Annotated in this window: 13 protein-coding genes and 1 tRNA gene; 6 read left to right on the top strand and 8 right to left on the bottom strand. The window is 67.8% G+C overall.

Annotated features, from left to right (window positions below):
* Nucleotides 1-28: 28 nt before the first annotated feature.
* The 6 genes from rnr to dapD form a co-directional block, all read right to left on the bottom strand.
* Nucleotides 29-2,260: a ribonuclease R gene (gene rnr, locus AC2D9V_RS04710; protein ID WP_484712869.1), complete on the bottom strand. Its 2,232-nt coding sequence runs from the start codon at nt 2,258-2,260 to the stop codon at nt 29-31.
* 50 nt (nt 2,261-2,310) lie between these two features.
* Complete coding sequence (locus AC2D9V_RS04705; protein ID WP_484712868.1) at nt 2,311-2,709, bottom strand: MAPEG family protein; 399 nt, start codon at nt 2,707-2,709, stop codon at nt 2,311-2,313.
* Between the two features lie 102 nt (nt 2,710-2,811).
* Nucleotides 2,812-3,228 (bottom strand): GNAT family N-acetyltransferase, encoded by a 417-nt coding sequence (locus AC2D9V_RS04700; RefSeq protein ID WP_484713409.1) that lies wholly within the window; start codon nt 3,226-3,228, stop codon nt 2,812-2,814.
* 14 nt (nt 3,229-3,242) lie between these two features.
* Nucleotides 3,243-4,385, bottom strand: coding sequence for a succinyl-diaminopimelate desuccinylase (gene dapE, locus AC2D9V_RS04695; RefSeq protein WP_484713408.1), 1,143 nt, complete (start codon nt 4,383-4,385; stop codon nt 3,243-3,245).
* An 89-nt stretch (nt 4,386-4,474) separates the two neighbouring features.
* Nucleotides 4,475-4,810: a hypothetical protein gene (locus AC2D9V_RS04690; protein ID WP_484712867.1), complete on the bottom strand. Its 336-nt coding sequence runs from the start codon at nt 4,808-4,810 to the stop codon at nt 4,475-4,477.
* A 3-nt stretch (nt 4,811-4,813) separates the two neighbouring features.
* Complete coding sequence (gene dapD / locus AC2D9V_RS04685; RefSeq protein WP_484712866.1) at nt 4,814-5,638, bottom strand: 2,3,4,5-tetrahydropyridine-2,6-dicarboxylate N-succinyltransferase; 825 nt, start codon at nt 5,636-5,638, stop codon at nt 4,814-4,816.
* 80 nt (nt 5,639-5,718) lie between these two features.
* On the opposite strand from dapD, the gene AC2D9V_RS04680 reads away from it, so the two are divergent.
* Nucleotides 5,719-6,534 (top strand): LOG family protein, encoded by an 816-nt coding sequence (locus AC2D9V_RS04680; RefSeq protein WP_484712865.1) that lies wholly within the window; start codon nt 5,719-5,721, stop codon nt 6,532-6,534.
* A 155-nt stretch (nt 6,535-6,689) separates the two neighbouring features.
* On the opposite strand, the gene selD is transcribed toward AC2D9V_RS04680, so the two are convergent.
* Nucleotides 6,690-8,873, bottom strand: a complete 2,184-nt coding sequence (gene selD, locus AC2D9V_RS04675; protein ID WP_484712864.1) for a selenide, water dikinase SelD — start codon at nt 8,871-8,873, stop codon at nt 6,690-6,692.
* Nucleotides 8,874-9,019: 146 nt separating this feature from the next.
* Between selD and AC2D9V_RS04670 the strand changes: the two genes are divergently transcribed.
* The 5 genes from AC2D9V_RS04670 to AC2D9V_RS04650 all read left to right on the top strand — a co-directional run bounded on the left by AC2D9V_RS04670 (nt 9,020) and on the right by AC2D9V_RS04650 (nt 14,202).
* A complete protein-coding gene (locus tag AC2D9V_RS04670) occupies nt 9,020-10,267 on the top strand; it encodes an RNA polymerase factor sigma-54 (protein WP_484712863.1) in 1,248 nt (415 codons plus the stop codon).
* 74 nt (nt 10,268-10,341) lie between these two features.
* Nucleotides 10,342-12,342, top strand: coding sequence for a hydantoinase/oxoprolinase N-terminal domain-containing protein (locus AC2D9V_RS04665; protein WP_484712862.1), 2,001 nt, complete (start codon nt 10,342-10,344; stop codon nt 12,340-12,342).
* A gap of 90 nt (nt 12,343-12,432) precedes the next feature.
* A tRNA-Met gene (locus AC2D9V_RS04660) sits at nt 12,433-12,509 on the top strand.
* 144 nt (nt 12,510-12,653) lie between these two features.
* On the top strand, nt 12,654-13,664 hold the full coding sequence (locus tag AC2D9V_RS04655) for an SDR family NAD(P)-dependent oxidoreductase (protein WP_484712861.1): 1,011 nt from the start codon (nt 12,654-12,656) through the stop codon (nt 13,662-13,664).
* Nucleotides 13,633-14,202 carry a hypothetical protein gene (locus AC2D9V_RS04650; protein ID WP_484712860.1) on the top strand — a complete coding sequence of 190 codons (570 nt, stop codon included), beginning with the start codon at nt 13,633-13,635 and terminating at the stop codon, nt 14,200-14,202. The genes AC2D9V_RS04655 and AC2D9V_RS04650 overlap by 32 nt, the downstream gene beginning before the upstream one ends.
* Here the strand turns inward: AC2D9V_RS04650 and AC2D9V_RS04645 are convergent.
* Nucleotides 14,199-15,251, bottom strand: coding sequence for an SDR family NAD(P)-dependent oxidoreductase (locus AC2D9V_RS04645; protein WP_484712859.1), 1,053 nt, complete (start codon nt 15,249-15,251; stop codon nt 14,199-14,201). The two genes, AC2D9V_RS04650 and AC2D9V_RS04645, sit on opposite strands and share 4 nt — an antisense overlap.
* Between the last annotated feature and the right edge of the window lie 3 nt (nt 15,252-15,254).

Genomic DNA, 15,254 nt, shown 5'->3' with positions numbered 1-15,254 from the left:
TCCGGGGGGTGTGAACCCCCCCGGTCCGTCATCTCCGCTTGCGCACCAGCCGCCGCTTCGCCGCTGCCTGCGCCGGTTTCCGGGGCTGGTACTTCCCACCCTTGCGTCTCGCGGGCTTCATCACCGCGCCTTCGACTGACAGTAGGTCCAGGATCAGCCCGCCCGTGACCGGCACTGCCTCGGTCAGCCGCACCATTACCTTCTGTCCGATCCCCAGCGTCAGGCCCGTCTCGGACCCCATCAGCGTCTGTGTGCCTTCGTCATAGTGGAAGAACTCCCGCCCCAAGGCGCGCACCGGGATCAGCCCGTCCGCCCCGGTCTCGTCCAGCCGGACGAACACCCCGAACCGCTGCACGCCCGAGATGCGCCCGGCAAACTCTGCCCCGACCCGGTCGGCCAGATAGGCCGCAAGATAGCGGTCCGTCGTGTCCCGCTCTGCCGCCATGCTCCGCCGCTCTGCTTCCGAGATCAGCTTCCCCGTCTCCTCGAGGTTCTCGATGTCCCACTGGCTGAGACCATCCTTGCCCCAGCCATTCCCCGCGATCAGCGCGCGATGGACGATCAGGTCGGAATAGCGCCGGATGGGGCTGGTGAAATGGGCATAGTTCCGCAATGCCAGTCCGAAATGCCCGAAGTTCTCCGGGTGGTAATAGGCCTGCGTCATCGACCGCAGGGTCGAAAGGTTGATCAGTTCGTCGAACTCCGTCCCCTCGGCCTGCGCCAAGAGCCGGTTGAGGTGCTTGGTCTGCAACACCTGCCCCTTGGCCAGCGTCAGCCCCGCGCCCTCCGCCACCTCGCGCAACCCTTCCAGCTTCAGCGGCGACGGCTCCTCATGCACCCGGAAGAGAAGCGGCCGCTTCAGCCGGATCAGCTCTTCCGCCGCCGCGACATTGGCGAGGATCATCATCTCTTCGATCAGCTTGTGCGCCTCAAGCCGCTCCTTGAACGCGACCGAGGTCACGCGGCCCTGATCGTCGATCTCGATCTTCCGCTCGGGAAGTTCCAGGTCCAGGGGCTGACGCGCCTCCCGCGCCCGCTTCAGCGCAGCATAGGCGGCGTAAAGGGGCTTCAGTACCGGCTCCACCAGCGGTGCGGTCTTTTCGTCCGGGTTTCCATCCACCGCCGCCTGCACCTGCGCGTAATGCAGCGACCCGGCCGACCGCATCAGCCCCCGCACGAACCGGTGGCTGCGCTTGTGCCCCTCGGCGTCGATCACCATCCGCACCGCAAGGCAGGCCCGGTCCACACCCTCGTGCAGGCTGCACAGGTCACCCGACAGGATGTCCGGCAGCATCGGCACCACGCGGTCAGGGAAATAGGTCGAATTCCCCCGCTTCCGTGCCTCGCGGTCCAGCGCCGATCCCGGGGTCACGTAATGCGCCACATCGGCGATGGCGACCCAGACGATGAAGCCGCCGATATTGCCAAGGTCGGTATCCGCTTCAGCAAGAACCGCATCATCCCGGTCGCGGGCGTCCACCGGGTCGATCGTCACCAGTGGCAGCCCCCGCAGGTCCTCGCGCCCCTCCAGCCCCACGGGTTCCGCCCGGTCCGCCTCGGCGATCACCGCATCGGGGAACTGGTCCGGGATCCCGTGCTGGTGAATCGCGATCAGGCTGGCCGCGCGCGGCCCCGCCGGATCGCCCAACCGCGCCACCACCCGTGCCGCCGGCAGCCCCAGCCGCCGCGCACCGACCGCCTCGGCCTCCACCAGCTCTCCATCCTTCGCGCCCATCGTCATGTCCGACGAAACGCGCCATTCCTTGTCCGATCCCTTGTCGACCGGCTGGATCCGCCCGCCTTCCGCATTTACCCGGAAGACGCCCAAGACCTTCGCCGGGTTCGACCCCAGCTTCCGGATCAGCCGCGCCTCGTAGGCGTAATCGTCCAGGTCCACCTTCGCCAGCCGCGCGAGGATTCGGTCCCCGCCGCCCAGCGCAGGGTCGCCCTTCCTGGGGATGATCAGGATGCGAGGGGTCTCGTCCACCCCTTCTTCCAGCGGCTTCGCGTAAAGGTCGCCGTTGCTGTCCGGTGGTAGCACCTGCAGCACGGCAACCGGCGGCAGCACGCCCTTTTCATGGAAGCGGCGCGATGTTCTTTCGACCACTCCCTCGCCTTCCAGCTCGCGCAGGATTCGCTTCAACTCGATCCGCCCATCGCCCTTGACGCCGAAGGCCTTGGCGATGTCGCGCTTGGCCGAAAGGCCAGGGTTCTCGGCGATCCACTGGCGGATCTGGTCTTTTGTGGGAAGGGGCTTCATGCCCAAGGGACTACCACGGGAACGCGGCAAAGCCTATCCCTCCGGTCTCCTCAGGCGGGGATCAGCGACAGGATGATCCCGGCAAAGGCCATGCCGATCAGGATCAGGATCGCGAAGAACTGCGCCCCGAAGGCCGGCCCGCGCGACGCCGGGTTCGACATGTACATCGTCAGATAGGCCACCCGCGCCAGAACCCAGACCAGCCCGACCGCCGCCGCCCAGATATCGCTCAACCACAGGGCTGCCAGCCACAGCGCCGGCAGGATCGCAGGCGCAGTCTCGACCGCGTTCATCTGGACGCGGATCGCCCGCTCCAGAAGCGGGTCGCCACTGACCGCCGGGGCCGGGATCCTCACCTTCCCGCGCACCATGCTGACGTGGATCGCGACCCAAAGGTAGTAAAGCACGATCAGAAGCGTGACGAGCGAGGTATAGATCGGCAGTTCCATGTCAGGTCCTTCTGCGTTAACTGCTTGCGACAGATAGCGGCCCGCCCGCGCCGGAACAGGGGTCGCGCAGCCCTTTGCTTGCCGCAGGTCCTTTCGGGGGCGTCACAGGTCCAGCACCATCTCGCGATGCTCGATCCCGGCGTCCATGAACGGCTCGCCCACGACCCGGAAACCGAGGGCTTCGTAGAACCCGGTGGCGTGGCTTTGCGCCCCCAGCTTCACCTTCACGATCCCCGGCATGGCCCGGAACTCGCTCACCGCCGCGCGCATCAACGCAGCACCAAGGCCCGTCCCCCGCGCTTCCCGCAGCACGCAGACCCGGCCGACCTTGCCGGCGCTCCCGTTGACGAGAAGCCGCGCGGTGCCGACTGGCTTACCATCCTGAAATGCCAGCAGATGGATCGCCTCGCCGTCCAGGTCGTCGACCTCATCGGCCTCGCTGACGCCCTGCTCTTCGATGAAGACCACCCGGCGCAGGGCCCGGCAGGTGGCGACATCCCGCGTCACCTCGATCCGCACGACGTCAGACCCCGTCACGCGAAGTATTCCCGCAGGATGCGCCCGTAGATCGCCTTCAGCTGGTGGATATGCGCCACCTCCACCCGCTCGTCGACCTGATGCATGGTCTTGCCCACCAGTCCGAACTCGATCACCGGGCAGTGGTCCTTCACGAACCGCGCATCCGACGTCCCCCCGCTGGTCGAGGCGACCGGCTTCCGTCCCGTCTCGGCCTCGACCGCCCGCGCCACCAGCGCCGACAATTCGCCCGGCGGCGTCAGGAAGCTTTCGCCCGAGACCGCGATCGTCAGGTCGATCTCCACCCCCGTCGCCTCGGCAACCGCCGCCGCCTCGCCGCGCAGCCATTCCGAGAGGGACGCGCCCGTGTGCATGTCGTTGAACCGGATGTTCACCGCCGCCGTTGCCCGGGCCGGAATGACGTTTGAGGCCGTGTTGCCGGTGTCGATCGTGGTGATCGCCAGCGTCGAGGGGTCGAAATGCGGTGTCCCCCGGTCCAGCGGTTGGGCCTCAAGCCCTGCCAGGAGTTTCACCAGCGCCGACAGGGGGTTCCGCGCACGGTGCGGATAGGCCGAATGGCCCTGCACACCCACCGCCGTGATCTGCGCCGTCATGCTGCCCCGGCGGCCGATCTTCATCATCTCGCCCATCTCGGTCGGGCAGGTCGGCTCGCCCACCAGGCAATGCGTCATCCGCTCGCCGTTGAAGGCCATCCAGTCCAGGATCGCGACGGTGCCGTCCTTGCCTTCACCCTCCTCGTCGCCGGTGATCGCCAGGATCACTGCGCCGTCCGGCGGCGTCTCGCGCACGAAATCCACGGCTGCGGCGACAAAGGCCGCAACGCCCGACTTCATGTCGCAGGCCCCCCGGCCAAACATCACGCCGTCGACGATCTCGGCCCCGAACGGGTCATGCTTCCAGGCCGCCGCATCGCCCACCGGCACCACGTCGGTGTGCCCATTGAACCCGAAGGCCCGGTTTGCCCCGGCCTTGCCCCAGCGTGCGTAAAGATTGGCGATCCCACCGCGGTCCACCCGCGTGCAGCGGAATCCCCCGGCGGTCAGGACCTCGGCCAGCAGGGTGATCGCCCCGCCGTCCTCGGGCGTGACGGACGGGCAGCGGATCAGGCGGGCGGTCAGGTCCACGGGGTCAAGCGGCAGGTTGGACATGCGGTCTTCCAATGGTCGGCAGGCCGACCCTGACTAGCCGTTTGCGCGCCACGCCGCAACGTCCGGTAGAGCGGGTTCGCTCAGTCGAAGAACGGCGTCATCTCGGCCACGATCACCGAGTTCTCCGCCAGCGCCCGCCGCATCAGCGCCTGCTCTTCCTCCGGGATCTCCTCGCCCGCCTTCAGCCGCTCTTCCAGCGTGCCGTGGCCGATCACCTCCAGCGGCGCCAGGTCCGCCTCCTTCAGGATCGCCACCGTCTCGCGCACCGCCTCGGCCTCATCGACCCCGCTGGCATAGATCACCAGCCCTGCGCCAGTCGCCTTCTCCGGCAGCCCGTCCCCCGCCTTGCGGCCGACCTCGACCACCAACGTGTAGACCAGTTGCGGACGCTTGGGCTTCTCCGGTCCCTCGGCCATCCCTCAGTCCCTGAGCAGTTCGTTGATGCTGGTCTTGGCGCGGGTCTGGGCGTCGACCTTCTTCACGATCACAGCGCAGTACAGGTTGATCCCGCCTTTCGACGGCATCGACCCCGCCACGACGACCGATCCCGCCGGCACCTCGCCATACATCACCTCGCCGGTCTCCCGGTCGACGATCTTGGTCGATTTGCCGATGAAGACGCCCATCCCAAGGACCGAACCCTCGCGCACGATGCAGCCCTCCACCACCTCGGACCGCGCGCCGATGAAGCAGTCGTCCTCGATGATCGTGGGCCCCGCCTGCATCGGCTCCAGCACGCCGCCGATCCCCACGCCGCCCGACAGGTGCACGTTCTTCCCGATCTGCGCGCAGGACCCCACCGTGGCCCAGCCGTCGACCATGCTGCCCTCGTCGACATAGGCCCCGATGTTCACGAAGCTGGGCATCAGCACCACGTTCTTCGCGATATAGGCCGACCGCCGCACGATGCTGCCGGGAACCGCGCGGAACCCGGCCTTGCGCCAGTCATCCGCCGTCCAGCCCTGCCATTTCGACGGCACCTTGTCCCACCAGTTCGACCCGCCGTTCGAGCCGGAAATCTCGTACATGTCGGTCAGCCGGAACGACAGCAGGACCGCCTTCTTGGCCCACTGGTTCACATGCCACTCGGTCCCGCGCTTCTCGGCCACCCGCAAGGAACCGCTGTCCAGCGCGCTCAGCGTCGCCTCGATCGCATCCCTTGCCTCGCCCCTGGTCGCGGGCGAGATCCCGTCGCGCGCGTCCCACGCGGCTTCGATGGCGGCTTCAAGGGCGGCATGCGACATGGGGTCTTCCCTTTTCGGTTGGTCACGGGCGTGCCGACCCTATAAGGCTGATGCAGGACCCACGCAATCCGAGTGCCCGCATGAAAGACGAACCCCGCAGCCATCCCTTCCGCGACAGTGTCGAGGACATTGCGGCCGCCAGGCGCATTCCCGACACGCCGCAGACCCGGGCACCTGCCTACCGGCTCGCCTTCACAGATGAAGACTTCATGAAGCGCGAAGAGCTGCGGCCCGTGCGCCTGCAGCTCGAACTTCTGAAGCCGCAGCTCATCATGGACGAACGCGGGATTGAATCGACGATCGTCATGTTCGGTGGGGCGCGTATCCCGGCTCCTGAACATCGTGACTCGGCAAAGACGCAGACGCTCGCCAGCCTCTCGCATTACTACGAAGAAGCCCGCCGCTTTGCCCGCCTCATGACCGAGCGGTCCCTGTCCTCCTACGGGCGGGAGAACGTGATCGTCACCGGCGGCGGGCCCGGGGTGATGGAGGCCGGGAACCGTGGCGCGGATGAGGCCGGGGGCCAGTCGATCGGCCTGAACATCGTGCTTCCGCACGAACAGGCGCCCAACGCCTATGTGACCCCCGACCTCAGCTTCAACTTCCACTACTTCGCCATCCGCAAGATGCATTTCCTGATGCGGGCCAAGGCCGTCTGCGTCTTTCCCGGGGGCTTCGGCACGATGGACGAGCTCTTCGAAAGCCTGACGCTGATCCAGACCAGGCGGATGAAGTCGATCCCCTTCCTCCTCTTCGGCCGCGACTGGTGGGAGAAGGTGGTGAACTGGAACCACCTCGCCGAGGCCGGCGTGATCTCGCCCGAAGACCTCAGCCTTTTCGCCATGGTGGAAACGGCGGAAGAGGCGGTCGCTGTGATCGACGGCTGGACGGCGTAGGGTGCGCTACAGCGCACCACCCCGATTCGCGCCGCAAGGTTAACGCCCGCCTCTTATGGCGCGCGTAGAGACACAAGGAAGACCGAAGGAAGACCGCTTCTTCCACCCGAATTCCGGCAGTTAAGCCTGCGTTCTCAAAGGGTTGCGACTCGCCCTCACCGCACCGTCAAATGCGGCGTCCCTTCCGTGACCTCCCCGATCACCGCCGCCTCGTGCCCGGCCTCCCGCAGCGCCTTGACCAGCCCCTCTGCCGCATCGCCCGGGACGGCGGCGAGGAGACCCCCACAGGTCTGCGGATCGGTCAGAAGCAGCGCACGTGGGTCCTCCGGCGCGGTCATCTGCCAGCTGACGGCGGCAAGATTGGCCGGTTGCAGCGACGATCCATGCCCCGCAGCAGCAAGCTCTGCGGCACCGGACATGAGCGGAATATCGGCCAGCCGAAGGTTTGCAGCGGTCGCGGAGTCCTTCAGCATCTCCAGAAGATGTCCGGCCAGGCCAAAGCCCGTCACATCCGTCATCGCATGAGCATGAGGGGCAAGGATTGTGGCCGCGCTCCCCTGTTCCCGCAACATCTGGTCGATGCAGCCCGCCCAGATTTCCCCCAGCATCGTGCCCGGAAGGCGCGCCAGCGCCATTTCGGCGGCAAGGATCGTGCCGGACCCGAGCGGCTTCGTGAGGATCAGGGCATCGCCCACTCGCGCCCCGCCCTTCGCGACGACACGCGGCGCAGTGCCGGTGACCGTGAAGCCGATGGTCAGTTCCGCCCCTTCCGTCGAATGCCCGCCCACCACATCGGCCCCTGCCGCTCGGAAGGTGGTGGAGGCCGCCTCCATGATCTCGGCCAGCGCGCGGCTTTGCAATTCCGGCCCCAGCGGCGGCAGCGTGACCTGCGCCAGCGCCACCTGCGGTCGGGCCCCCATCGCCCAGATATCCCCCAGCGCGTGCAAGGCAGTCAGGCGCGCCATCAGGCTGAAATCATTGCAGAAACTGCGAAGGTGATCGGTGGTCAGAACCTGCACCCCGGCCCCCGATGCCAGCACCGCCGCATCATCGCCCGGCCCGGAAAGCACCTCGGAACGCGCAGGCAAAGGCAGCCCTGCAATCGCCCCGGCCAGCGTTCCCGGCCCAAGCTTCGCGCCACATCCGCCGCAAAGCGGGCGGCGGGACAGGTATTCGGCCAACCCCTCGGTCGCCGTCGCCGGCGGGACAGGGCGGCGCATCGCGGGCAGGTCCGAAAGCCGGTCCATGAAGGCCCGGTCGATCCGGTCCTTCAGCGTCCAAAGGCGCGGTCCCTGAACCGAAAGCCCCCATTTGTCCGCCACTGCCGCCTTGCCGCCAAGGGCAACCAGCTTCAGGTAATCGCGCTGCGGGCGAAAGGCGCGCAAGGCTTTGCCAGACAGCGCGGCACGGAGGTTATCGTGCAGGACCGGTGCGGCGCGCACGGCGAAGACACCGGCCTTTGGCCTATCTAACCCCTTGATTTCAGAACAGTCTCCGCTGGCGAAAATCAAGGGGTCAGAGGTGCGAAGCATGGCATCCGTGACAAGAAACCTCCGGTTCGTTTCAAGCCCTGTCTCTGCCAGCCAGCCCTGTGGGCGGGCCCCTGTCACCGTCAGCGTGAAGTCCGACCCGATCTCTTCCCCCGACGCCAGCGTGACCGCAGCCGGGCCGATGGCCCCCACCTCCACCCCGGTCCGCAGGACGATCCCATCCGCCTTCAGCCGCCCCAGAACTGCCTTCCGGGCCGACGCGCCGAGCCCCGGCAACAGCGTCTCGGATCGGTCAAGAAGGTGCACCGTGGGCCTTGTCCCCTGCGCCTTCAGCCGGTGCAGCGTGGCCAGCGCCAGCTCTACCCCGCCTAGCCCCGCGCCAAGGATGACCACGCGCGGAAAGGCAAGGCCCCGGGCAAGGAACGCCTCCCAGGCCCCGGCATAGGCGGCCAGCGGCTTTGCCGCGACGGCATGTTCTGCCCCCGGCAGACCGGGGAGGTCCGAGATGATCCCGATGTCGATCGCCGCAAGGTCATAGGGCAAAGGCCCCCGCCCGGCGAGGTGAAGACGCCGCTGGTCACGGTCAATCCCCGTGACGCGGTCCAGAATCAGCCGCGCTCCGGCAAAGCGCGCCAGCCGGACGAGGTCGATCATCAGATCCTCGCGCCGGTAGTGACCGGCGATCAGGCCGGGGAGCATGCCGGTATAGGGCGTTACCGGATCGGGTGTGACCAGCGTCAGCCGCGTTCCGGGCAAGGGGTCCATCGCCCACATCCGCAGCACCAGCGCATGGGCATGCCCGCCCCCGACAAGGACAAGATCGCGCAGCGCGGGAAAGGCAGGGGTCATCGGGGCCGAAGGTGCTGAAGGGACGTACCGCCAATCCTTGGGGCATTTGTGGCTTCGGACACAAGCCTTGCCTTCAAGGCTCCGGGGTGTGGGCAACATCTTGCGGCATCGCACGCGCCGTGGTCAGCTTGGCGTCGGGAGGCCGGATGAAGTCCAGAAACCGCATCACCATTCAGCAGACCCAGCGGCTGACGCTGACGACGTCCCTTGCCACCTCGATGAAGATCCTGCGGTCCGATGCCGGCGGGCTGACCCGATATCTCGAGGAACAGGCTGCCGATAATCCCAGCCTTGTCCTGTCGCGGCCCGGCGCAGCCGACTGGACGCCCCGCTGGATTTCCGCGTTTTCTCTTGGCGGCGCGACGACCGATCAGGCCGCCGCCGGGCCAAGCCTTGCGGCGCATGCGATGGCGCTGGTCGAACGCCTGCGCCTGCAGGGACGCCGCGCGAAGATTGCCGAAAGCATGGTCGAGGCGCTGGAACCCTCGGGCTGGCTCGGCCGGCCAGTCACAGCCCTTGCGCAGGCCATCGGCGCCAGTGTGGCCGAGGCCGAGGCTGTCCTGCGCCAGCTTCAGGAGGAGGCCGACCCGACCGGTCTTTTCGCCCGGTCGCTTGCCGAATGCCTGCGGCTGCAGGCGGCAGAACAGGGCGAGCTGGACACGGCGATGGCCGCCGTCCTTGACCGGCTGGAGCTTGTGGGGCGCGGCGAGATCGACCGGCTGGCGCGCGAGGCGTCGCTGGAGGTCGCCACAGTCCGCGCGCGGATCGGGATGCTGCGCGGGTATGACCCGAAACCCGGCGCGCGCTTTCAACCCTTCGCGGCCCCGGTGCGCGAGCCGGACCTGATTGCTGTCCTTGGCCCGCAGGGATGGACCCTTGCCCTGAACCGCTCAGCCCTGCCGACACTGTCGTTGGCCGAGGGCAAGGGCAAGAACCGCACCGCCGCGCGCGAGCTGATCCGGCTGGTCGAGAACCGGAACGCCACGCTTCTGACCGTGGCGCAGGAGATACTCTCGCGGCAGGAGGCGGCGCTGAACACCGGGCCGGGGGCCCTTGTTCCGATGACGATGGCAGACGTCGCCACCGCCGTCGGGCTTCACGAAAGCACGGTCAGCCGGGTGGTGGCGGGGACGTCGGTCGACACGCCGCAAGGGACGTGGTGGCTGCGGGCTCTGTTCACCGGGGCGGTCCGCAAGGGTGGCCCGGCGGCAGGGGCGCTGAAGGATCGGCTGGCCCGTCTGGTGGCAGAGGAAGACTCCGCAGCCCCCCTGTCGGATGAGGCCCTGGCCGAGGCGCTTGCCGCCGGCGGGGCGCCGATCGCGCGGCGGACAGTGGCCAAGTACCGCGCCGCGCTGAACCTGCCCCCCGCCCATCGCCGCCGCCAGCGCCGGTGATGTCGCTTTTCGGGGATGACAGCCTTTGCCGGCTGCTCTAGCTGGCATTGACGGAAAGCAAAGCGGGGCGGGGGATGTCGTATTTTCTGGGGGTCGATACCGGCGGCACCTACACCGACGCGGTGATCCTGGACGAGGCCGAGAACCGCATCCTTGGCAAGGCGAAGGCCCTGACCTCGCGCCATGACCTGGCGGTGGGGATCGGGCAGGCGGTGGACGCGGCCCTGTCGGCTGCCAATGTTGCCCCGGCGGATGTGGCGCTGGTGTCCTTGTCCACGACGCTTGCGACGAATGCGCTTGTGGAAGGGCAGGGCGCGCGCGTGGCGCTGGTCTTCATCGGTTTCGATGCCGGCGACCTTGGCCGCGGCGGCCTGACCGAGGCGCTGAAGGGTGATCCGGTCCTGCATCTGGCGGGCGGCCACACCCATGCGGGGACCGAGGCGGCGGCTCTGGACCTTGCCGCGCTGGAAACCGGGGTGCGCGCCCTGGGCGAAGAGGTGTCAGGCTTTGCCGTCGCCGCAAGCTTTGCGACCCGCAACCCCGCCCACGAGATCGCCGCGCGTGACCTGATACGCCGGGTGACGGGACGTCCGGTGACTTGCAGCCATGAGCTGTCAGCCAACCTGAACGGACCGAAGCGGGCGCTGACGGCGGTGCTGAACGCGCGGCTGATAGGGATGATCGACCGGCTGGTCGCGGCCTGCGAACGGCACCTTTTGGCGATCGGGATCGATGCGCCGCTGATGGTGGTCCGGGGCGACGGGGCGCTGATTTCGGCGGCCATGGTGCGCGAACGGCCGATCGAGACCATCCTCTCCGGTCCCGCCGCCAGCATCGTCGGCGCGCGCTGGCTGACGGGGGCGTCGGACGCCCTGGTCAGCGACATCGGTGGGACGACCACGGACGTGGCGCTCCTGCGCGATGGGCTGCCCGAGATCGACCCTGAAGGTGCCCGCGTCGGCGGGTTCCGCACGATGGTCGAGGCGGTGGCGATGCGGACGACCGGCCTTGGTGGCGACAGCGAGCTGCATCTTGTGACCGAAGGGCTCAAGGGTGGTCTGCGGCTGGGGCCGCGGCGGTTGATGCCAGTGTCCCTCCTTGCTGTCGACAATGGCGAGATGGTGCATGCGGCGCTGGACCGCTGGCTTTCCAACGATGCGGTGGGCGAGATGGACGGGCGCTTCGTCGTGCCGATGTCGGGCCAGCGCGGCGGGCTGAACGCCCGCGACCTTGCGGTGCTGGACCGGATCGACCGGCCCATGCCGATGGCGGCGGCGCTGACCTCGCGGCTGGAGGTTGCGGCGCTGGAACGGCTGGTGGCCCGTGGGTTGGTGATGATTTCCGGGGTGACGCCATCGGATGCGTCGCATGTGCTCGGCCGCATGGACGCTTGGGACACCGAGGCTGCCGTCAAGGCGCTGCGGCTGATCGCGCGGCGGCGGAACGGGGCGGGCGAGCGCTTTGCCCCGGGGCCTGCCGAACTTGCCTCCGCCGTGGTGAACCAGCTGACTGCCCAGACCGTTGACTGCCTGCTGGAAGCCGCCTTCGGCGAGGACCCCGCCTTTGCCGGCGACCCGCCCGAGGCGCTGGCGCGCCACCGGCTGGCGCAGGCGGGTCTGGACCAGCACCGCGGGGTGGTCGAGGTCGGCCTGCGACTTGGCGTGCCGGTCATCGGGTTGGGCGCCTCGGCCCCGTCCTACTACGGCGCGGTGGGCGACCGGCTGGGGTGCCGGATGATCCTGCCGGATCATGCCGGGGTGGCGAACGCGATCGGCGCGGTGGCCGGGCAGGTGACGCAGCGGGTCACGGCGCTGGTCTCCTCGCCCGCCGAAGGGCGGTACGTGGCGCATCTGGCGGCGGGGCTGGAAGTCTTTCCGTCGTCCGAGGCGGCGCTTCGGGCCGTGGAAGCGGCCCTGCTGGAAGAAGCCTCGGCCCGCGCGCGCGAGGCCGGGGCGGTTGACTTGCGTCTTTCGGTCGACCGCGCGGTGAAAGAGGTGGAGATCGAGGGCCGCCTGATGTTCATCGAGGCGCGGGTGACCGCAACCGCATCCGGCCGCCCCCGCGTCGCCCATTGACCGGACGGCCCGGCCGGGTGGGCCAAGTGCGGCGCGGACAGCGATTGGCCCTTGACCTCGGGCCGCCGCGCCCTTACTTCGCCAACCCGTGGCTAGGTAGCTCAGCTGGTTAGAGCGCGCGACTCATAATCGCGAGGTCGAGGGTTCGAGTCCCTCCCTCGCCACCACTTCCCCAGTACAGACATCCGAGGTACCGGGCGACCCCGGGGCTGGCGACCTGCGGACCCTTTACCCAAAACGGGCATGCCATCGGTCGCCGTCAGCTGGGTGAAGCCCTATGGTCGCTCCAACCGCAACGGGAGGAGGCTCACATGGAACGGCGCGACGTATTGAAGGCGGCGGCCCTGACCGCGACGACGGCGGCAACGCTGGGTGCCATGGGAGGCGGTGGGGTCACCCCGGCCTCGGCGCAGGAGACGAAGGGGATCGGCGTGGTCGACATCCCGCCGCTGGACCCGGCCTATTTCGTTCCGGGCCGCTTTGCCGGCAAGACGATGATCGTCACCGGCTCGGCGCGCGGGATGGGTGCGGCGGCTGCGATCCGGGCCGCGCGCGAGGGGGCGAATGTCGTCGGCGTCGATATCCTGGGTGACCTTGGTCAGGCGGTGGTCGATGCCATCGTGGCCGAGGGCGGAAAGGCGGTGTTCGTCGCGGGCGACATCGCCGAGGAAGAGACCTCGACCCGCATGATCGCGGCGGCGGTCGACAATTTCGGCGGGCTTGATCTTGCGATCAACAATGCCGGGGTCATGGACGGGGTCCATCCTGGTGAGCCACCGGACTATGCCAGCCAGAAGGACCTGGTTTTCGCAAGGCTGCATGAAAGCACTGACGCCTACTGGGAAAACGTGATCCGTACGAACGTCACCGGAACCTGGCGGAACCTCAGAGCTGAACTGCGGCAGATGGTTGCCCAGGGACGTGGCGGTGCGATCGTCAACGTCGGCTCGATCGCCGGACTGACAGGGCTGGCTGGCAACCCCGCCTATGTGGCGACGAAGCATGCGCTGAACGGCATGACCCGCAATGCCGCCGTCGACTACGCGCCCTATGGCATCCGGGTGAACTCGGTCAACATGGCCGCGACCGACACGCCGATGGTCGCCCGCGCCGGGGCGATGGTGGCTGCCTCGATGGCCGACGTTCAGGGGCCCACGATGGGCCGGGTCAAGACGCAAAGCCTGTTGGCCTATGCCGACTCCGCCCATCGTCCGGCGACCGTCGCCGAACAGGTTGCCATGATGCTGTTTCTGCTGTCTCCTGAAGCCTCCAACTTCACGGGGGCGCTTTATGCCACGGACGGCGGCTGGACAGCCTACTGACGCTACTTCCGACGCCTCCATCCCGGCGGCGCCGGAGTCCCTGCGCAGTGCCGTTACTGCGTCACTTCTTGAGCACTACCAGACGGTTCAATATCACTACGTCCAGTTCCTGGCCGAGCATCTGACGGATTGCCGCAAGACGCTGGGGGGCGACTTCGACGACCTCATGATGCTCGCCGTACTGGGCCAGCGCTTTCTTCAGGCCCGGCAGGCCCACGCCTCCGGCGATGGCGGGGCTGAGGACCGGGTGTGGATGTCGGCGCTCCGGCTGTCCGACGTGACGGGCGTCCCGCGCGAGTCCGTGCGGCGCAAACTGAACCGGCTGGCCTTGCGGGGCTGGGTGACACATGACCCCGCACGAGGCTGGCGACTTGCGGGCTCGTTCGAAGTGGCGAAGGCGCGCATCGATCTGGCGGATCTTGACCGGCGCGGACTTGATCGGCTGGGCAGGTTGATGGCCGCACTCCTGCCGCTGCTGCCCGGTCAAAGGCATCCTGAAACCGGATCGGCCGTGGGTCAGCCGGACCAGTCGCCCTAGAAAATCGTAAACCCGCCGTCGGTGTTATAGGTGGATCCGGTGATGTTCGAGGCTTCCTGCGAGATCAGAAACAGCATGATGGCCACCTGCTCGGCCGAGGTGGAGCCCTTGTTGTTCTGGTCGCTCAGTTCGAGCAGGCTGCGGCTCTTGTAAAGGCTGATTCCGGTATCGACGAAATCCGGCTGAGCGCGGCGCTGCCTGATGATCTCGAAGGCGCGTTCGTACATTGGGGTCAGGGTCGTGCCCATGCCAACCGAGTTCACGCGAATGCCGAAGGGCGCAAAGTCGATCGCTGCGTTCTTCGTCAGCGCCTGAACGGCGTGCTTCGATGCGGTGTAGGGTGCGGTCCCGCCGAAGCCCCGGATACCGGTGACCGAGGCAACGTTGACGATTGCCCCGCCGGTGCCCTGCTTCATCATCTGCCGCAGTTCGTGGCGCAGCGAATACATCGTGCCGGTGGCGTTCACCTCCATCACGCGGTGCCAGTATTCGTCGCCCAGCATGTCAAGCCGCGCCATCAGCCGGTCACGCTGGTTGACGTAGTCGATCGGCTCGTCGGGGTGCAGCGCGTCCATCACACCGGCGTTGTTGATTGCGGCATCCAGGCCGCCGTAGGTGTCGACGCAGACCTTGACCATCTCGGCGCAGGTGGCGTCCTTCGAGATGTCGCCGCCGACGAAAGTGGCGTTCAGCCCCTCGGCCTTGATGCTTTCAACGACGCTGGCGCCAAGCTCCTCAAGGATGTCGACACCGACCACATTCGCACCTTCGCGCGCCAGACGGCGAAGGGCGACCTCGCCCATGCCGCGGGCCGAGCCGGTGACGATCACGTTCTTGCCGGCGAAGCGGCCGGGGATGAAGTAATCGTCGGACAGGCGAACAAGGTTCATCCGGCCAGCCACCTTTTCGTCCGCCGGATCCCACGGCGTGGCATAGGGACCGAGCGGTTCAGAGGCCTGCGCCTTTGCCTCTTCCGTGGTTGCGGCGACGGTGGCGCCTGCGGCAGCGGCTACACCGATGCCCTTTAGGATCTCGCGACGTTCGACCATGGA

This window comes from Tabrizicola sp. T46, assembly GCF_057219895.1.
This window is presented reverse-complemented; position numbering and strand designations above follow the sequence as displayed.